The organism is Streptomyces sp. NPDC033845 (assembly GCF_055576225.1).
In genome coordinates this window covers 636095-654862 of record NZ_JBVIRI010000002.1, presented here as the reverse complement: position 1 = coordinate 654862, position 18768 = coordinate 636095, and the positions used below count along the sequence as shown (strand labels likewise).

11 protein-coding genes are annotated in these 18768 nt (G+C 76.0%); 7 read left to right on the top strand and 4 right to left on the bottom strand.

Translation table 11 applies throughout. From position 1 onward, the window contains the following. Nucleotides 1-72: 72 nt before the first annotated feature. Complete coding sequence (locus ACZ50K_RS06915) at nucleotides 73-1866, bottom strand: putative Ig domain-containing protein (RefSeq protein WP_468898344.1); 1794 nt, start codon at nucleotides 1864-1866, stop codon at nucleotides 73-75. A 271-nt stretch (nucleotides 1867-2137) separates the two neighbouring features. Between ACZ50K_RS06915 and ACZ50K_RS06910 the strand changes: the two genes are divergently transcribed. Further along, the gene (locus tag ACZ50K_RS06910; RefSeq protein WP_468898342.1) at nucleotides 2138-5044 is read left to right on the top strand and encodes a helix-turn-helix transcriptional regulator; all 2907 of its coding nucleotides are present in this window, start codon (nucleotides 2138-2140) and stop codon (nucleotides 5042-5044) included. Here the strand turns inward: ACZ50K_RS06910 and ACZ50K_RS06905 are convergent. Together ACZ50K_RS06905 and ACZ50K_RS06900 are read right to left on the bottom strand one after the other, a co-directional pair. Further along, nucleotides 5041-7512, bottom strand: coding sequence for an ATP-binding SpoIIE family protein phosphatase (locus ACZ50K_RS06905; protein WP_468898339.1), 2472 nt, complete (start codon nucleotides 7510-7512; stop codon nucleotides 5041-5043). The two genes, ACZ50K_RS06910 and ACZ50K_RS06905, sit on opposite strands and share 4 nt — an antisense overlap. After that, nucleotides 7509-10397, bottom strand: a complete 2889-nt coding sequence (locus tag ACZ50K_RS06900; protein WP_468898336.1) for a SpoIIE family protein phosphatase — start codon at nucleotides 10395-10397, stop codon at nucleotides 7509-7511. The genes ACZ50K_RS06905 and ACZ50K_RS06900 overlap by 4 nt, the downstream gene beginning before the upstream one ends. Before the next feature lie 241 nt (nucleotides 10398-10638). On the opposite strand from ACZ50K_RS06900, the gene ACZ50K_RS06895 reads away from it, so the two are divergent. After that, nucleotides 10639-11094, top strand: coding sequence for a hypothetical protein (locus ACZ50K_RS06895; protein WP_468898512.1), 456 nt, complete (start codon nucleotides 10639-10641; stop codon nucleotides 11092-11094). Nucleotides 11095-11102: 8 nt separating this feature from the next. On the opposite strand, the gene ACZ50K_RS06890 is transcribed toward ACZ50K_RS06895, so the two are convergent. Next, a complete protein-coding gene (locus ACZ50K_RS06890) occupies nucleotides 11103-11693 on the bottom strand; it encodes a hypothetical protein (protein WP_468898334.1) in 591 nt (196 codons plus the stop codon). 282 nt (nucleotides 11694-11975) lie between these two features. Between ACZ50K_RS06890 and ACZ50K_RS06885 the strand changes: the two genes are divergently transcribed. The 5 genes from ACZ50K_RS06885 (at nucleotide 11976) to helR (ending at nucleotide 18766) form a co-directional block, all read left to right on the top strand. Continuing rightward, nucleotides 11976-13367, top strand: a complete 1392-nt coding sequence (locus ACZ50K_RS06885; protein ID WP_468898331.1) for a cytochrome P450 family protein — start codon at nucleotides 11976-11978, stop codon at nucleotides 13365-13367. A 4-nt stretch (nucleotides 13368-13371) separates the two neighbouring features. Continuing rightward, the gene (locus ACZ50K_RS06880; RefSeq protein ID WP_468898329.1) at nucleotides 13372-14439 is read left to right on the top strand and encodes an amidohydrolase family protein; all 1068 of its coding nucleotides are present in this window, start codon (nucleotides 13372-13374) and stop codon (nucleotides 14437-14439) included. A 175-nt stretch (nucleotides 14440-14614) separates the two neighbouring features. After that, nucleotides 14615-14944 carry a 2Fe-2S iron-sulfur cluster-binding protein gene (locus ACZ50K_RS06875; protein WP_468898327.1) on the top strand — a complete coding sequence of 110 codons (330 nt, stop codon included), beginning with the start codon at nucleotides 14615-14617 and terminating at the stop codon, nucleotides 14942-14944. Beyond that, on the top strand, nucleotides 14941-16215 hold the full coding sequence (locus tag ACZ50K_RS06870) for an NAD(P)/FAD-dependent oxidoreductase (RefSeq protein WP_468898324.1): 1275 nt from the start codon (nucleotides 14941-14943) through the stop codon (nucleotides 16213-16215). Before ACZ50K_RS06875 ends, ACZ50K_RS06870 begins: the two co-directional genes overlap by 4 nt. A 367-nt stretch (nucleotides 16216-16582) precedes the next feature. Then, nucleotides 16583-18766, top strand: coding sequence for an RNA polymerase recycling motor ATPase HelR (gene helR / locus ACZ50K_RS06865; protein WP_468898322.1), 2184 nt, complete (start codon nucleotides 16583-16585; stop codon nucleotides 18764-18766). Nucleotides 18767-18768: the final 2 nt, after the last annotated feature.

The following is an 18768-nucleotide window of genomic DNA, read 5'->3' as shown; positions in this document are numbered from 1 at the left end:
GCACGGCCGTCCCGTGCGGCCCGGGCCCTCTCCGGTCCCCCTGGCCCGGAGAGGGCGGCTGATGGGGTCGGGTCAGGACCAGACGGTGAAGGTGACCGTGACCGAGGACTTCCGGCCCGCCGCGTCGGTGACGGTGAGGGTGACGTTGCGGAAGCCCCAGGCGGTCGGGGTGCCCGAGATCAGGCCGGTGGCGGCGTTGACCGACAGTCCGGCCGGCAGGTTCACCGCGCTGAACGCGTACGGGGCGGTGCCGCCGGTGGCGGTGAGCGGGAGGCTGACCGGGCGGCCGATGTACACGTTCTGGTTGCCGGGGCTGGTCAGCTGCGGGGAGCCGGTGCCGGGGGCGGTGACCGTCCAGGTGAAGGAGGTCGAGCCCTTGCGGCCGGCGGAGTCGGTCGCGGTGACGGTGACCTGGGAGGTGCCGGCGGTGGTCGGGGTGCCGGTCACCGTACCGGTCGCGGAGGCGATGGCCAGGCCGGCGGGCAGACCGGTGGCGGTCCAGGTGTAGGGGGCGGTGCCGCCCTCGGCGGAGTTCCGCAGTTCCGCGACCGGGGTGCCGGTGGCGGAGGTCCGTGCGGAGACCGCCGCGACCGTCACCTCGCCGGGCTGCGGGGTGCTGGTCACCAGGGTGGACCGGAAGCGGGTGAGGGCCTCGTTGACCGGCTGGAAGATGGTGAACTTCTCCCCGCTGCCGGAGGTGCAGGTGGCGCTGCCGCCGCCGGAGTGCAGGCCGACGGCCTTGCCGCCGGAGGCGGTGACATAGCTGCCGCCGGAGTCGCCGCCGGCCGAGCAGGCGCTGGAGTAGGAGAGGCCGTCGATGACCACGTTGCCGTAGTCCACGCTCTGGTCCACCTTGGTGACCTCGCCGCAGCGGTAGCCGGTGGTCTGCCCGGAGTGGCAGATCGCGGTGCCGACCACGGCCTCGGCGGAGCCGGTCACCGTCACGTCCCCGCCGGCGGTGCCCCAGCCGGAGACGGTGGGGGCCAGGCTCCAGCCGGTCTGGTCCACGTCCACGATGCCCATGTCGCCCTCGCGGGCGTTGACGCTGCCCGCGCCGTCCTTGTTGGAGGTGCCGACCCGGGTGCCGTCCTTGCCGTACGCCGCCTGGTTGACGTCGTTGGTGCAGTGCCCGGCGGTCAGGAAGGCCTTGCCGCCGCCCTGGGTCCGGGTGACCGGGAACCCGATCGAGCAGGGGCTCTCGCTGCCCGGCACCCACTTCTCGCCGCCGACCACGCTGCCGCCCTGCTGGCGGGGCGCGTCCTGGGACTCGGCGACCCGCACCAGGTCGCCGAGGGCGGCCAGCCGGCCCCGGAGCGCGGTGGTGGCGGGTGTGGCGCGGGCCGGGTCGAGGGTGAGCACGAGCTGGTTGGCTCGGACGTCGGGTCCCCAGGACAGCACCCCGGGCACCCCGTCCGCCCAGCCCGCCACGGCCCGTGCGGCCTCGACCAACTGGGCCCGGGTATGACGGACCTGATGGGGTATCGCCCCGGTCGCACGGACCGCTCCGGCGTCCCCGGCGGCGGTGACGGCGGCGTGCAGCCGGCCGTCCGCGGCATCGAACCAGAGTCCGGCGACCCGGTCGCCGACACTGCCGCGGACGGCGGTGGCGGCCCGGAAGGCCGCCGCCTCGCGGGCCAGCCGCCGGTCGACGGCGGCCTCGGAGAGGCCCAGGTCCCGCCGGAGCGCGGCCCGCACCTCGCCCCGGACCTGCACGGTCCCGGCGGCGGGGTCGGCCATGGGGTCGGCGGAGCTTCCGGTGGTGGCGGCGGTGGCGGTGCCGGCGTGGGCGGGGAGGGCGGCCAGACCGGCCAGGACGGCCGCGGCGGCGATACCGGTCGCCAGGGACCGGCGGAGGGGAACGCGCATGGGTGGAGCGGTCCTTCCAGGAGGGGGGCCATGATGACGATCCGTCACCACGGATGTCCCGGGGGGCCGTTCGGCCGATGCGGCCGCCCCACCGGAACGGCCCACAGCGTCCCGGGCCCGCCACCCGGCCGGTATCCGGGCGATCCCCCGTCCCCGCCGCACCGCATTGCGGACACCGCCCGGAGCACCCGTATGAGGGGAATCCCTTGCCTTGACGCGGAGGGCGGACGGGACGTTGTCCGGGGGCGGGCGGAGGCCTACGGTGCCTGGTGTGAGCGGGCGTACGGGCGGTGACGGCGTCGGGGCGGCCGAGGAGGGCTGGCCCGGGCTGGTCCGCGCGGCGGCAGGTCTGCTGGAACGGCACGGCCGGCTCGCCGTCAGCGGGCCCTGGGGGGCCGGGAAGACCGAACTCCTCGACGCGCTGGTGGCCGGGGCGGAGGCCGGACCGGCCGGGCGCCGCTGCCTCCGGATCCGCACCCGCGAGGCCGACCGCGACCTGCCGTACGCGGCGCTCGCCCAACTGCTGGGCGCCATAGGGGCGGAACACCCCGGAGCCACCGGCCCCGCACCGGCCCCGATACCGCCGACACCGACGCCGACGCCAACGCCCTCAGGCTTGCCCTCGCCCTTGCCCTCGCCCTTGCCCTCGCCCTCGCCCTCGCCCTCGTACGAGGCTCGGCACGACCGGGCCGACGGGGCCGCCGGGCCAGGAGACCGGCTGGGGACAGCAGTGGCAGTGGTCCGGGCGCTGGGGAGCGGGGCCCCGGTGCTGCTGGTGGTGGACGGGGTGCAGTGGGTGGACCGGGCCAGCGCGGACGCCCTCGGGTACGCGGTGCAGGCGCTGCCCGCGAGCCGGCTCGCGGTGGTGGCCGCCGAGCGGACCGCCGGGCACCCGGCGGCGGCCGCCGACCTGCTCGGCGGACACCCCCCGGTGCTCGCCGTGACCCCGGCGGACCTGACCGAGACGGCCACCGCCCTCGGGGCCGTCGGTCTGCCGGCCCGCTGGGCGGCCCCGGTGCAGCGGTACTGCGGGGGCCACCGGGCGCTGCTCGACGTCTGCTGCCGCTCGCTCGCCGCGGCGGCCGGCACCCCGGACGCGCACGGCCGGCCCGACTGGCCCGCGCAGGTCCGGGAGCTGGCCGGGGCCTGGCTGGGCAGTGTGCCCGCCGAGGTGCGGGACACCCTGCGGGTGGCCGCGCTGGCCCGGCGGCCGGACGCCGACCTGCTGCGGCAGGCGGGCCGGCCCGCCGCCGAGGACCATCTCGGGCACGCCGCGCGCGCCGGGCTGCTCACCCCGGGCGGTGCGGCCGGTCCGGACGCGGTGGCTCCGGCCCGGACCCGGTTCGCCGCCGAGGCGCTGGCCGAGGCGGCGGCCGCCACCGGCACGGCCGGGCAGCGCACGGCCATCCACCGGGCCCTGGCCGGGGCGGTGCCGGATCCGGTGGAGCGGGCCCGGCACCGGGCGCTGGCCCAGGAGGTCGCCGATCAGGCCGTGGCCGAGGACACCGCGCGGGCCGCGGCGGCCGCCCGGGAGGCCGGGGAGCGCGGGCCGGCCGCCGAACTGATGCTGCTGGCCGCCCGGCTGACCCCGGCCGGACTGCACGGGCTGCGGCTGGAGCGGCTGTCGTCGGCCGCCTCGGACGCCGCCGCGGCCGGCTGCGCCGACCTGGCCAGGGAGGCGGCGGCACGAATCGCCGCCGACCGGGGCAGCCCGGCCCAGCAGGTGCACGCCCTGCTGGCGGTGGCGGACGCGCACGGGCAGGACCTGGCCGCCGTGGAGCCGCTGCTGGCCTCGGCCCGCCGACTGGCCGGCGCCGATCCGGCCCTGCTGGCCGCGGTGGAGCTGCGGGCCGCCGTCCAGGCGAACATCCGGGGCGGCGCCGCCGACCGGGCGCTGCGGCACGCGGGGGCGGCCACCGAACTGGCCAGGGTGTGCGGGGACGTACTGCTGGAGGCGGCGGCGCTGACCATGCGGGCCCGGATGGAACGGGTGCTGGGCCGGCTGGACAGCGCCCCGGTCACCCTGGCCCGCGCGCTGGCCCTGGCGGTGCCGCCGCCCCGGCTCGGGATCCGGAACAGCCCCGAGTACCTGGCCGCCCGGCACGCCGTGTTCGACGGCCGGCTGGCCGAGGCCCGGCGGGCCCTGATCGGGCTGCTGCCGTCCGCCCAGGCGGCCGGACAGGCCGAGGACCTGGTGGAGGTGTGGCGCAGCCTTGCCGAGGTGGACGCCGGGCTGGGCTGCTGCGCCCGGGCGCTGGACTGGTCGGCGCGGGCCGTGGAGCTCACGGAGACGGCGGGTCTGTCACCCGGTCCGGCCTGGTACACGGCCGCGCTCGCGCACGGCTGCGGCGGCAGCTTCGCGCAGGCCCTGCGGTATGCGGAGCAGGGTGTGCGGGCCTCCCGGGAGGAGCACGACGCCCTGTACACCTCGCGGAGCCTGTGGATGCTGGGCGCGGTGCGTCTGCACACCGGGGACGTGGGGGCGGCTGCGGCCGCGCTGGCGGAGGTGGCGGAGCTGGAGGCGCTGGCCGGGGCGGCGGATCCGGGGATCCTGCGCTGGCAGGCGGACGCGGTGGAGGCCTTCGCGGCGGCCGGCCGGCCGGGGCAGGCCGTGGACCTGCTGGACCGGATGCAGGACGCCGTCGGCCCGCACGCCGGGCACGCCGGGCTGCGGGCCGCGCTGACCCGGGCCCGGGCGGTGTGCGCCCATCTGGAGGGCCGGAACGACGAGGCGGTGGAACTGCTGGCGGACGCCGCCCGCGGGTTCGGCCGGCTCGGGCTGCGGGTGGAGGCGGGCCGGACCCATCTCACCCGGGGCCGGATCGAGCGGGGCCGGCGCCGCCGGGCGGCGGCCCGGGCGTCCTGGGAGAAGGCCCTGGTGCTGTTCGAGGGGGCGGAGGCGCGGCCCTGGACGGCGCTGGCCGAGGAGCATCTGGCCCGGCTGACCGGTCGCCCGGCGGGTCTGCCGGAGCGGGCGGCCGGGCCGGCCGCGCCCGCCGGCCGGCTCACCGAGCACGAGCTGCGGCTGGCCGGGCTGGTGTGCCGGGGGGCCAGCAACCGGGAGGTGGCGCAGCAGATGTTCGTCTCGGTGAAGACGGTGGAGACGATGCTGAGCCGGATCTACCGCAAGGTGGGCGTCCGCTCCCGCACCCAGCTGGCCTCGGCGCTGAGCCCTTAGGCCGGGGGTTCGGCGGGCGGTGGGGCGGGGAGGGCCTGTTCGGCCCAGATGGTCTTGCCGGTGGGCGTGTAGCGGGTGCCCCACTGCTGGGTGGTCTGGGCGACCAGGAACAGTCCGCGGCCGCCTTCGTCGTCCCCGGCCGCGTGCCGCAGGTGCGGTGAGGTGTGCCCGGTGTCGGAGACCTCGCAGATCAGGGTCTGGTCGCGGATCAGCCGGAGTTGGACGGGTCCGGAGGCGGCGTGCCGGATGGCGTTGGTGACCAGTTCGCTGACCACCAGCTCGGTGGTGAACACCAGGTCCTCGTCGAGTCCCCAGGCGCGGACCTGGGCGGCGGCCGCGGCCCGGGCCCGTCCGACGGCCTGCGGGTCGTCGGCCAGGTCCCAGACGGCCACCTGGTCGCGGCCGAGGACCCGGGTGCGGACCAGCAGCAGGGCGGCGTCGTCGTCCCCGGGCGCGGGCAGCAGCGCGGCGACCGCCTCGTCGCAGAGGTCGTCCAGCGGGCGGCCGGCCGGGGCGCGGCCGAGGACCGTGCGCAGGGTGGCGAGCTGCTCGTCCAGGTCGCGGTCGCGGCTCTGCACCAGGCCGTCGGTGAACAGGGCGAGCAGCGAGCCCTGGGGCAGGGTGAGGACGGCGGACTCGAAGGGCAGGCCGCCCAGTCCCAGCGGTGGTCCGGAGGGGAGTTCGGGGAAGGTGACGGTGCCGTCGGCGGGGTCGACCACGGCGGGCAGCGGGTGGCCGGCCCGGGCCATGGTGCAGGTTCCGGTGACCGGGTCGTAGACGGCGTACAGGCAGGTGACCCCGAGGGCTTCGTCCTCGGTGGGCTCCTCGCCCTCGGCGCGGACCGCGGCCCGTTCCTCGCCGGACTGGGTGACCAGGTCGTCGAGGCGGGAGAGGAGTTCGTCGGGGGCCAGGTCCATCCGGGCGAGCACCCGGACGCTGGTGCGGAGCCGGCCCATGGTGGCGGCCGCGCCCAGGCCGTGCCCGACCACGTCGCCGACGACCAGGCCGACCCGGGTCCCGGAGAGGGAGATGACGTCGAACCAGTCGCCGCCGACCCCGGCCCGGCTGTCGGCGGGCAGGTAGCGGTAGGCGAGTTCCACGGCGGAGAGCTGCGGCAGCAGCCGGGGCAGCAGGCTCCGCTGGAGGGTGAGGGCGGTGGTGTGCTCCCGGTTGTAGCGGCGGGCGTTGTCCACGCAGACGGCGAGCCGGGCGGCCAGTTCCTCGGCGACGGCCAGCTCCCCGGGGTCGAAGGGGGTGCCGCGGTCCCGCCAGGTGAACGCGGCGACGCCGAGGTCCGTGCCGTCGGCGCGCAGCGGTACGGCCAGTCGGCCCGGCTCGCGTACGGGCGCCAGCCGGCCGGTGCGTACGGGCGGCCGTTCCTCGGGGGGCCAGATCCGGACCAGCCGCACGGCGGGCCCCTCGCCGGCCGGGGACCGGGAGCCGGGCGGATCGGGCTGGTGCGGGTCCAGGAGGGGTTCGACGAGTTCCACGGTGACCCCGTCGGCGAAGGCCGGTACGGCGACCTCGGCGAACTCCCGGGCCGTGCGCGCCATGTCGAGGGTGGTGCCCACGCTGCGCCCGGCCCGGACCAGCAGGTCCAGGCGCTGCTGGGCGAGGTAGCGGTCGGTGATGTCGACGGTCTCCTCGCAGACGCCGATGACGGATCCGGTGGCGGCCTGGAGGCGGTAGTAGGAGCAGGACCAGACGTGGTCGCGGTCGGGTACGGACGGCGGGCGGCCCCCGTAGTGGAGGTCGACCACGGGTTCGCCGGTCTCCAGGACCTCCTCCATGACCTCTTCCAGGGTGGCGGGCATGCCGGGCGAGAGGACCACCCCGTGGGTGACCATCTCGTCGGGGCCCAGTCCGGCGTACTGGCTGGTGCCCATCTCCTTGTAGAGGGCGGAGTTCGTCCACACCACCCGCATCCGGGTGTCGTAGATGGCCAGGCCCACCGGGGACTGGGTGGCCAGTCCGCGGAGCATGGCCTGGAGGGCGTCCCACTGCTCGGCCTCGGCGGCGTCGGCCAGCGCGAGCAGCCGGTCGGCCGGGCGGGCACCGGGCCCGGGCGCCACGTCGCCGGACGGTACGTCGCCGGGCGGTACGCCGTCGGGCGGTACGCCGTCGGGCGACAGCGCGAGGACGGCGACGGCCAGCCGTACGGTGCGCCCGTCCCCGTGGCGCACCCGCAGGAACCCGCGGGTGCCGGGCGGCAGGGCGGGCGCCGGGTCGTCGACGGTGATCCCGGCGAAGGGGCGGCCCAGGACCTCGGGGGCCGGCCGGCCGAGGAGTTCCGCGGCGGCCGGGCTCCAGCCGGTGACCCGGCCGTCCCCGTCCAGCAGGGCCATGGCCGCCCGGGAGACGTCCAACGGTCCGTGCGGGGCGCCGAACCCCGGCACCACGGGCGGCCCGCCCTGTCCGGGGCGGGGCCCGCCGCCGGTGCCCGGGCCCGGGCGGGGGTGCGCGGTCATGACGCCGCCTCCCGGTCGGCGGGACGGCGGCGGGCGGCCAGCAGCAGGGCGACGTCGTCGGGCCGGTCGGCGGCCTCGCCCGCGTCCCGGACGAGGCGGTCCGCCGTGTCGGACAGATGGACCGGCCCGCCCGGCTCCTCGGGGGCCTCCGCGAGTGCGGCGCGCAGCCGTTCCACCCCCACGTCGATGTCCGCCCCCGGGTGCTCCACCAGCCCGTCGGTGTACAGGGCAAGGACGGCGCCCGGTTCGAGGTGGAACCGGCTGACCGGGTAGCGGGCCTCCCCGTCCACCCCGAGGACCACCCCGCCGGGCAGGTCGAGCACCTCGGTGCGGCCGTCGGGGTGGCGCAGCAGCGGCTGCGGGTGTCCGGCCCGTACGGCCCGGGCGTCCCCCGTCGCCGGGTCCAGCAGGACGTAGCAGCAGCTGGCGAACTGGCCCGGGTCCAGGTCGATGAGCAGCCGGTTGATCCCGCTCATCACCTGTTGCGGGGTGGCTTCGGTCAGTGCGAACGCCCTCAGCGCACTGCGCAGTTGGCCCATGGTGGAGGCGGCGGCGAGCCCGTGTCCCTGGACGTCGCCGATGACCAGGGCGAGCAGTCCGGGGCCGGTTTCGATGACGTCGTACCAGTCCCCGCCGATCTCCATGCCGGCGGTGCCGGGGAGGTAGCGGGCCAGGGTCTCGACATGGTCGACCACCGGCAGCCGGTGCGGGAGCAGGGCGTCCTGGAGGCCGCGGGCCAGCGCGGACTCGGACTCGTAGCGCTGGGCGCGCTCCAGGGCCTGGGCGATGAGTCCGGCGAGGGCGGTGAGCACCGTGCGTTCCTCCGGGGTGAAGCCGCGGGCCCGGTCGAAGCCGAGGATGCAGGAGCCGACCGGGCGGCCGGAGGCGATCAGGGGGAGGAAGGCGCGGGCGCCGTCCTCGGCGTCGAGGTCGATGCCGGGATAGGCGGCGGCCAGGTGCTCCATGGACTCGAAGAAGATGGGCCGGCCGGAGGTGAGGGTCTCGACCCCGGGGAGGCGGACGTCGAGGGAGACCCCGTCGAAGCGGTCCAGGAAGCCCTGGGGGAAGCCGGTCTCCCAGGCGAGGTAGAGGTGCCGTTCGTTGAGCAGGTAGATGGCGAGCTGGCGGCCGCCGAAGGCGGGCAGCAGTTCCTCGGTGACCACGGCGGACACCTGGCGTGCGGTGACCGCCTCGGTGAGGGCGATGGCGAGGGCCACCGGGCGGTAGAGGGCGGAGGCCCGGTCGGCCGGGGAGCCGAGGCCGGCGCCGGGGCGGAGCAGGGAGCCGGGGGTGTAGGCGGGGTGTTCCTCGGCGGTGACGGTGACGGTGATCCCGCCGGGGCCGGGGTAGAGGTACACGGCGAGCCATTCGTTCGGGGAGCGGCGGGCCAGGAACTGGACGGGATCGCTGCCGATCATCACGGCGCGGAAGTAGTCCTCGTAGGCCGGGTGGCCCAGCCAGGGCAGCACCTCCCACAGCACCCGCCCGGAGAGGTCGGCGCGGCTGTGGCCGAGGAGGGCGGGGACCGCCGCGTTGCTGTAGGTGATCCGGCCGAGCCGGTCGACGGCCAGGACGGCCAGCGGGAGCCGGTCGGCGGCCTGTTCGGTGAGGGTGGCGGGGCCGGTGCCGAGATCCAGCACCACCCCGCACACCACCCGGCTGCCCGGCCGGGCGGAGAGGTCCACCACCAGCCGCCGTCCCCCGGGGCCGCCGAGCGGAAGCCGCCGGGTGACCGGCGCGAGATACCGCTCCGGGGTCGCCATGCCCTCGGCGGGCTCGGCCGCCTGTCCGCCGGGCAGCGCCATGCCCTCGGCGGGCGGCGACGGGTCCACGGCAGGTGCCGCCGCGCCTTCGGCGGCCTCGGCCGCCTGTCCGGCGGGCGGCGACAGGGGTTCGCGGAGCGCGGCCATGCCTTCGGCAGGCCGTGCCGGGCGGGTGCCCGGCGCAGCCGGTTCACCGGCGGGCGGGCCCGGGTGCGCGCCGGGCGGCGCCCGGTGCACGGCGGACGGCGGCACGCACCCGGCGGCCGGGGCCGGGCGGGCGGCGGGCGGGGCCGGCTCGCCGGAGGGCGGCGCCAGGGGCCTGCCGGGCGGCGACGGGGACTCGCCGGGTGGCGGGGCCGGGCGGGCGGCGGGAGGGGCCGGTTCGGCGGGGGGCTCGGTCAGTTCGCGGGCCAGGGTGCGTAGGCAGAGGCGGTCCTCGGGGCTCCAGCCGGCGGTGAGGGCGTCGATCCCGCCGGGGAACGCGGCGGGGTCGAGCCGGGCGATGGCGCAGAGCTCGGGGTCCACGGAGACCAGCCCGGTGTGCTGGTCCCAGGTGAACCGGCCGGTGCGCAGCGGGGCCTCCGGCGCCGCCGGCAGGCTGATGTTCAGGGGTTCGTCCTCCCAGGTCACCGGGACGCCCCGGGCGGCGAGCCCGGCCAGCCGGCCGGCCAGTCGCCGGGCGGCCGTCCGGACCCGGCGGCGGTCGCGGTCGCCGAGGGAGGAGCCGGGGGCCGCGGCCCGGAGCACCATCAGCACCCCGTACCGCTCGGCTCCGGAGACCACGGGGACGTACAGGGAGCCGAAGGGGAACGGCAGCCCCGCCATCAGCTGCGGGTAGCGGCGCATGGCCTCCTCGGCGTCGGCCAGGTACACGGCCTGGCCGGAGCGGTGGGCCTCGGCGACCGGGTAGGGGCGGTTGGCGTGCATCCGCCACCAGGGGCGGAAGAGCGGTCCGGGCAGCCCGGCGACGGACGCCATCCGCAGCAGCCCGCTGGGGCCGGAGCGCAGGTAGACGCCGCCCGCATAGCCGTCGACCGCCTCGATCGCGGTCACCGTGGCCCGTGCGAGCACCAGCGCCATGTCGTCCGGGACCCGTCCGCCCTCGTCCGGCCGCCCGGTCACACCTCTCTCCCGGTCACACAGCCAGGATGCGCCCCGGGGGCCGGGTGCCGCATCCGCACGGGGTCCGGGCGGGGGGCGCGGGGCGGGAGGAGGCGGCGGGAGGCGGCCTGGCGGGCGGCGGGCGTTCTGCGGCACCATCTGCTGTGCCCGGTACGGCCGTAGAGCGGAGGGGTTCCCCGTGTCCAAGCCCGTGCTCCTGAGGATTCCGCGGATCAGGGCGTTCCTGACCGTGTTCGCCCTGATGTGCGCCGCCCTGGTCACCACCGGGGCGGGCGAGGCCGCGGCCGCCACCAAGATCAGTCATGGGACGGCGACCTCGATGTTCCGGCAGTCGGGGATCACCTGGTCGTCCTCCGGCGGCTGCTCCGACCGCAACAACCCGTCCTGCACCTCGTTCGAGCAGCTGAACCTGGCGAGTGCGCAGGCGGCGCAGACCCTGCGGTCGGCGTCCGGCTGCGCCCTGAACATCACCGGCGGCACCGAGACCGGTCACGGCAGCGGCACCTACTCGCACTGGAACGGGTACAAGCTCGACTTCGCCAAGGGGACCTGTCTGAACAGCTACGTGAAGAACACCTTCGCGTACGCCGGGGTGCGCGGGGACGGCGCCCCGATGTGGCGGTCCGGGTCCGGGAACCTCTACGCGGACGAGGGCAACCACTGGGACGTCGTCTACTACAACTGCGGCGGCTGCTGAGGCCGCTGCTACGACTGCTGGGGCTGCTGGGGCTGCTGCGGCTGGGGCCGGGTGGTGCCCGGCAGACAGGTGACCGCCCGGTTGAAGGTGGCGTGGACCCCGGCGGGGTTCTTCTTCCACAGCCACAGGTGCAGGGAGTAGTGCACCGGCTGGCCCGGGAAGTTCCCTCGGTTCGGGCCCTTGAAGGCGGTGCCGAACATGCTGGGGCGGTCGTCGGCGGTGGCCGGGTCCTGGTCCCGGTCGTAGACCAGCCACTGGACGCCCACCAGGCGTTTCCCGCCGCGCCCGTCGTCCTCGTAGTAGAGGGCGGCGGGCTTCTTCGGGTCCACCGAGTTGTCCAGGGCGTGGTTGAAGTGCGGGTAGCCGAGGGCGCCCGATCCGGCCCGGTCGGCGACGCAGTACTTGTCCGGCACGTATCCGGCGCGGACCGCTGCGGCGTGCCGGTGGAAGGGGGCGGTGGCGCGGTAGACGGCGGCCCGGTCGGCCGCCGCCTTCCCCTGGTCGGCGGCCAGGGGAGCCGCCGCGGTGGCGGGTCCGGCGGCGGCCGCGAGGGCGAGCGAGGCGGCGGCGGTGAGGGCCAGGGCGAGCTGTCGGGCCATGCGCGGGCTCCTTGGGAGGCGTCGGGGCTCGGGAGGGTCCGGAGGTTCCGGGGTCCGTGGGGCCGGGGCCGGTGCGGCGTACCGGGCCGGCCGCACGAGCAGCTTGGGCAGCGGCCGGACGGGCCCGCCACACGGGCGGACCGGACGGCTGACGGCGGTACCCCCGGTCGGACCAGAGGTGCTCACCCGAACGCGGCGCTGCCGTTTCGCGGGAGGGCCGCCCGGGGAACCGGTGTGACCGCAGAGGACTCGATGGCCCGGAGCGTGCGGAGGGTACGGAACATGGCGGAGCTGAACACGGATCCGGACGCGGTGCGGAAGCCGTCACCGGGCGGCGGCGGTGGCGGTGACCTCCGGGAGCTGGTGTCGGCGGTGTCCCGGGGGGCGCCGGAGTACCGGAGCTGTCCGCATCCGGTCTACGCGGCGCTGCGCGAGCAGGCGCCGGTGTGCCCGCTGACCCCGGCGCACGGGGTCCCCACCTATCTGATCACCCGTTACGACGATGCGCGGGACGCCCTGTCGGACCCCCGGTTCAGCAAGGACATGCGCGGGGCGATCGACACGTACCACGCCGTGTACGGGAGCTTCTTCGACGCCCTCGACGACAACGTGCTGTTCTCGGACCCGCCGCGGCACACCCGGCTGCGGCGCAGCCTGCGCAGTGCGTTCACCCCCCGGCGGGTGGAGCTGATGCGGCCCCGGGTCACCGAGATCGCCGAGCAGCTGCTGCGGGAATGCCGCAAGTCCCGTCCGGTGGACCTGATGTCGGCGTTCGCGTTCCCGCTGCCCATCGCGGTGCTGTGCGAGCTGATGGGGATCGTGGAGGCGGACCGCCCGGAGATCCTGGGGCAGTTCGGGGTGGTGACCCGGTCCCGTTTCGACCCGTCGAAGAAGGCGGAGCTGCGGGCGGCCGAGGAATGGCTCCAGGCCCGGCTGACCCGGCTGATCGAGCACACCCGGGCCAACCCCTCGGACAGTTTCCTCAGCGACCTGATCCGCGCGGAGGAGGCCCTGGACGACGCGGACCTGGTGTCCTCGCTGTGGGTGCTGTTCTTCGCCGGGCACAAGACGACCGCGTACCAGATCGGGAACTCCGTCCTGGATCTGCTGCTGCACCCCGAGCAGGCGGCACGGCTGCGCCGCGATCCGTCGCTGATCCCGGGGGCGGTGGAGGAGATGCTCCGGTTCGAGGGATCGGTGGAGACCTCCACCTTCCGGTACGCCACCGAGGACGCGGAGATCCGTGGCACGGTGATCCCCAAGGGGTCCCTGGTGCAGATCGCGATCTCCTCGGCGAACCGGGATCCGGAGAAGTTCGACTCCCCCGACGTGCTGGACGTGACCCGCGAGGGGCTCCAGGGCTCCCACCTGGGCTTCGGACACGGCACCCACTACTGTCTGGGCGCCCCGCTGGCCCGGCTGGAGCTGGAGGTCGCGCTGGCCTCGCTGCTGCGGGAGTTCCCGGAGATGGAACTGGCGGACCCCCGGGAGGCCGGGGGCGCCTGGCTCAAGGGGCCGGTGGCCGCATTCCGGGGGCTGGAGCGGCTCCAGCTGGTCCTGGAACCGGACCTGCGGCCGGGCGCCGGACCGGACGCGGTGCCGCTGTCCGTGCCGGTCGCGCCGGTCGTGCCGGTCGTGCCGGTCGTGCCGGCCACCGCGGTGAAGGGCGGCTGACCGGATGCAGCAGTCTTCGAGCACCTACGAACTGCGCCTGCCGGGGATGCCCTTGGAGGAGGTGCACATCTCCGCGGTGGGCACCGCGGCCCCGGGCCGGGACGGCTCCGGGCACCGGGCCCAGCCGAAGATCGACATGCACCACCACTACTGCGCCCCGGAGTGGCGGGAGTGGGCCGAACGCCACGAGCTGGTCAAGCCCGGCCAGCTGCCGCCCTGGGCGCGGCAGGACCTGGGGGCGGCGGTCGCCTTCATGGACCGGGCCGGGATCACCACGGCCGTGCTGAAGCCGATGCTGCCGGCCCGCTACCGCTCCTCGGCGCAGCTGCGGGAGGCCGTGACGATCACCCTCCGGTCGATGGCCGAGGCGGCCGCCGCGCACCCGGGCCGCTTCTCGTACTACGTGCCGCTGTTCCTGGAGGACCAGGAGGCCTCGTCCTGGGCGATCCGCCGGGGCCTGGGCCAGCTGGGCGCGGTGGGCGTGAACGTGACGGCGAACCACGGGGGCGTCTACCTCGGGGACCCGTCCTACGACCGGATCTTCGCGGAGCTGAACGAGCACCGGGCGGTGGTGGACACCCATCCGCACAACCTGCCGGGCTGCGCGCCCGGTTCGACGGCGGTGCCGGGCATCCCGAACTTCATGTGCGACTTCCTGCTGGACACCACCCGGGCCGCGGTGAACATGATCAGCCATCGGACCCTGGACCGGTTCCCGGACATCTCGGTGGTGCTGCCGCACGGGGGCGGGTTCCTGCCGTACATCGCGAACCGGATCGAGGCGCTGGGGCGGTTCTGCGAGCCGCCGGTGGAGCCCTCGGCGGTCCGCGACCACCTGCGGCGGTTCTACTACGACACCGCCGGGCCGATGGCCCCGGCCGCGACCCTGCTCGGCCTGGTTCCGGCCGAGCGGGTGCTGTTCGGCACGGACTGGCCGGCCGCTCCGGGCGACACGGTGACGGGGCTGGCGCTGCCGGCGCTGGACGCCGATCCGTCGTTCACCCCGGAGCAGCTGCGCGGGGTGTACCACGACAACGCGCTGCGGCTGATCCCGCAGCTGGCCACGGTCTGACCGTCCGGCCGGGCGGTCTGCCCGTCCGGCCGGGCGGAGGGGGTCCTGGAGGTCCGGTGGCCGGGTGGAACCGGCCGATAGCGCATCGGTATCCGGTCGATATGGCGTGTTCCTAACGTCATGGCCAGAAGGAGCGCACCGCACCGCACCCGCCACCGGCCATCCAGGAGCACCCATGCCCAAGATCACCTATGTCACCGCCGACCGGAGTCTGGAGACGACCCTCGACCTGCCCCTGGGCACCAGCGTCATGCGGGGCGCCGTCGCCAACGACGTCGCCGGCATCGTCGGCCAGTGCGGCGGCTACGCCCAGTGCGGCAGCTGCCACGTCTACGTCGCTCCGGACAGCCTGGAGAAGCTGGCCGAGCCGGAGACGGAGGAGGACGAGATGCTCGACTTCACCGCCTGCACCCGGGAGCCGAACAGCCGGCTGAGCTGCCAGCTGACCGTCACCGACGCACTGGACGGGCTGATCGTCCGGCTGCCCGAGCGGCAGTACCGGTGAGCGCGGCGGCCATCGGCGGCGGCTCCGGCGAGGTCCTCGTCATCGGCGCCGGACAGGCGGGGCTGCAGACGGCGGCCTCCCTGCGCGATGCCGGCCACCAGGGCCGGATCACCCTGATCGGCGACGAGGGCGTGCTGCCCTATGAGCGGCCGCCGCTGTCCAAGGCCTATCTGAAGGGGGAGGTGGACGAGAGCGGGCTGCTGCTGCGCTCGGACACCTTCTTCGAACGCAACGCCGTCGAACGGGTCACCGGTACGGCGGTGGCCCTCGACCGGGAGGCCCGCACCGTCCGCCTCGCGGACGGCACCTCCCACTCCTACGACCACCTGGTCCTGGCGACCGGGTCCCGCCCCCGGACGCTGCCGGTGACCGGGTCCGGGCTGCGCGGGGTCCGGACCCTGCGGACCCTGGCCGACGCGGACGCCCTCCGCGCGGACCTGTCGGCGGCCACCGCCGTGGTCGTGGTCGGCGGCGGTTTCATCGGACTCGAATTCGCCGCGGCCGCCCGCGAGCTCGGGCACCGGGTGACGGTGGTGGAGGCCCTGGACCGGCCGCTGGCCCGGATCACCACCGCCACCACCGCCGAGCACTTCACCCGGCTGCACCGGGAGCGCGGCAACGACCTGGTGTTCGGCCAGGGGGTCGCCGGCTTCCTGGACGACGGCTCGGGCCGGGTGGCCGCGGTGGAACTGACCGACGGCCGGCTGCTGCCCGCCGACCTGGTGCTGGTCGGCGCCGGGGCCACCCCCTGCACCGAGCTCGCCGAGGCGGCCGGACTGGCGGTGGCCGGCGGGATCGTCGTCGACTCCCGGCTGCTGACGGCCGATCCGCGGATCTCGGCGGTCGGCGACTGCGCCGTCTTCCCGCACCCGCGGGCCGACGGGCGGCTGCGCGTGGAGTCGGTGCAGAACGCCGTGGACCAGGCCCGGCTGGTGGCCGACCGGATCACCGGCACCGTCCGGGACTACGCGGACCTGCCCTGGTTCTGGAGCGGCCAGTTCACCACCACCCTGCAGATCGCCGGGCTCGGCCCGGGCCACGACTCCCAGCTGGTCCTGGGGGACCCGGCCGGCGCCTTCTCCGTCCTGCTGTTCCGGGCGGAGGAACTGATCGCGGTCGAGTCGGTGAACCGGCCGGCCGACCACATGTCGGCCCGCCGCATCCTCTCCTCCGGTGTGCCGCTGAGCCGCTGGGAGGCCGCCGCCGAGGGCTTCACCCTCCGCGGCCACCTCAAGGCGCGCTCCGCCGCCCCGCTGCCGGTGGCCGCATGAGGGGCGCGATCCGCCCCGTACGAACGCGCGGAGGTCCGTGCCGGTACCCCGGCCCGGCTCCCGCGATCCCGACGCCGAGGCGCCCGGCCCGACCGGCCGGACCCGGACGGCACGGGGACGAGTGAGGCCGCCCGACCGGCGCCGACACCGACCCGACCCGGACGGCACGGCCGGCCCGGGGCCCCAGGCCCCGGCCCGGCCGCCCGCCGGAACGAAGGATCCTTCCGGAAACGACAGAGGCGAGAGGGTGCAACCACCTCTCGCCACTCTCAAGTTATAGCCCGACAGGGGGCTTGCCGCAAGGCCCCCACCGTGCCGCAGAATCGCCGACCGAGCCCACAAGCTGCAGGAATCGGAGATTCACGCGTTGCATACCCCCACGACGGAACAGCCGGCCGCGAGCGCGTTCGAGCTGCCCGACCGGCTCTCCGCCAAGGCCGACCCGGCACTCACCGCCCTCGACGAGATCCACTTCGCCGCCGTCGCCCGGACCCTCGCCGAGTCGGTCGCCGAACTGTCCGCGCTGCTGGACGCCGCCCGCCGGGCACCCGGCGGAATCGGCCGCGAGGCCATGGACCGGGACACCGAGATCCACCGGCTGACCGGGCGGCTGCGCACCCTGCGCCGGTTCGGGCTGGACCTGTGCCTGGGCCGCGCCGTCCCCGCGGACGGCTCCGATCCGGTGTACATCGGCCGTCTGGGCCTCACCGACAGCACCGGCCGCCGACTGCTGCTGGACTGGCGCTCCCCCGCCGCCGAACCGTTCTTCGCCGCCACCCACGCAGACCCCATGGGGCTGGCGAGCCGCCGCCGGTACCGCTGGGCCCGCGGCCGGATCAGCGACTACTGGGACGAGGTGTTCACCGCCGACGGCCTCGAAGGGCACGCGGCCCTCGACGACCAGTCCGCGTTCATCGCCGGCCTGGGCGGCAGCCGGTCCGACCGGATGCGGGACGTCCTCGCCACCATCCAGGCCGACCAGGACGCCGTCATCCGGGCCGGCTCCCGCGGCACCCTCGTCGTCGACGGCGGCCCGGGCACCGGCAAGACCGTCGTCGCCCTGCACCGCACCGCCCACCTCCTCTACTCCGACCCGCGCCTGGGACACCGCCGGGGCGGGGTGCTGTTCGTCGGCCCGCACCAGCCCTATCTGGCGTACGTCTCCGATGTGCTGCCCAGCCTGGGCGAGGAGGGCGTACGCACCTGCACCCTGCGCGACCTGGTGCCCGAGGGGGCCGCGGCGGGCCCGGAACCCGACCCGGAGGCCGCCCGGCTGAAGGCCTCCGCGCGGCTGGTGGAGGCCGTCGAACCGGCCGTGGCCCTCTACGAGGAACCGCCCGCCGAGGGCATGACCGTCTCCACCCACTGGTCCGACATCCCGCTGGACCCGGAGGACTGGGCCACCGCCTTCGCCGCGGTGGAACCCGGCACCCCGCACAACGAGGCCCGCGAGCAGATCCTGGAGGAACTCGCCTCCCTCCTGACGGACAAGGACGACAGTGGCGTCCCGGCCGACCTGCTGCGCAGGTCCCTGCTCCAGGACCGGGACCTGATCCGGGCCCTCCACCGGGCCTGGCCGATGCTGGAGCCCACCGATCTGGTCGGCGACCTGTGGACGGTGCCCGCCTATCTCCGCAGGTGCGCCCCCTGGCTCACCCCCGAGCAGGCCCGGCTGCTGCGGCGCGCGGACCCGCAGGCCTGGACCGTGTCCGACCTGCCGCTCCTGGACGCCGCCCGGCAGCGGCTCGGGGACCCCGGTGCCGCCGAACGCGCCCGCCGGCACCGGGCCACCGCCGCCGCCGAACGGGCCCGCCGGGCCGAGGCCATCGACAGCCTGCTGCAGAACACGGTGATCGACGAGAGCGAGGGCGCCCTCGGCATGCTGCGCGGCCACGACCTCCAGGAGGCCCTGGTCGACGAGGACGCGATGCCGGACCCGGACCGGCTGGCCGGCCCATTCGCCCATATCGTCGTGGACGAGGCGCAGGAGCTCACCGACGCCGAGTGGCGGATGCTGCTGCGCCGCTGCCCCTCCCGGAGCTTCACCGTGGTCGGCGACCGCGCCCAGGCCCGGCACGGCTTCACCGGCTCGTGGCGGGAACGGCTGGAACGCGCCGGGCTCGACCGGATCACGGTCTCCTCGCTGAGCGTCAACTACCGGACCCCGGAGGAGGTCATGGCGGAGGCCGCGCCGGTGATCCGGGCCGTGCTCCCGGACGCCAACGTGCCCTCCTCGGTCCGCCGCACCGGCATCCCCGTCCTGCACGGCTCCACCGGGGACCTGGACTCCGTCCTCGGGACCTGGCTCGCCGAGAACGCCGAGGGCACCGCCTGCGTCATCTCCGCCGGGGGCCGCGACGCCGGCGGGCCCGCGGTCCGGCGGTCGGCGCGGGTCCGGGCGCTCACCCCCGAGCTGTCCAAGGGCCTGGAGTTCGACCTGGTCGTCCTGATCGACCCGGAGGCCTTCGGGGAAGGGGTGGAGGGGGCCGTGGACCACTATGTGGCGATGACCCGCGCCACCCGGCGCCTGGTCGTCCTCACCACTCCCTGACC

Bases quoted from the DNA above. Each gene is read 5' to 3' on its own strand.
- ACZ50K_RS06890 (WP_468898334.1), bottom strand. From the start codon at position 11,693: ATGGCCCGACAGCTCGCCCTGGCCCTCACCGCCGCCGCCTCGCTCGCC.
- ACZ50K_RS06895 (WP_468898512.1), top strand. From the start codon at position 10,639: ATGTGCGCCGCCCTGGTCACCACCGGGGCGGGCGAGGCCGCGGCCGCC.
- ACZ50K_RS06905 (WP_468898339.1), bottom strand. From the start codon at position 7,512: ATGACCGCGCACCCCCGCCCGGGCCCGGGCACCGGCGGCGGGCCCCGC.
- ACZ50K_RS06915 (WP_468898344.1), bottom strand. From the start codon at position 1,866: ATGCGCGTTCCCCTCCGCCGGTCCCTGGCGACCGGTATCGCCGCCGCG.
- ACZ50K_RS06885 (WP_468898331.1), top strand. From the start codon at position 11,976: ATGGCGGAGCTGAACACGGATCCGGACGCGGTGCGGAAGCCGTCACCG.
- ACZ50K_RS06875 (WP_468898327.1), top strand. From the start codon at position 14,615: ATGCCCAAGATCACCTATGTCACCGCCGACCGGAGTCTGGAGACGACC.
- ACZ50K_RS06880 (WP_468898329.1), top strand. From the start codon at position 13,372: ATGCAGCAGTCTTCGAGCACCTACGAACTGCGCCTGCCGGGGATGCCC.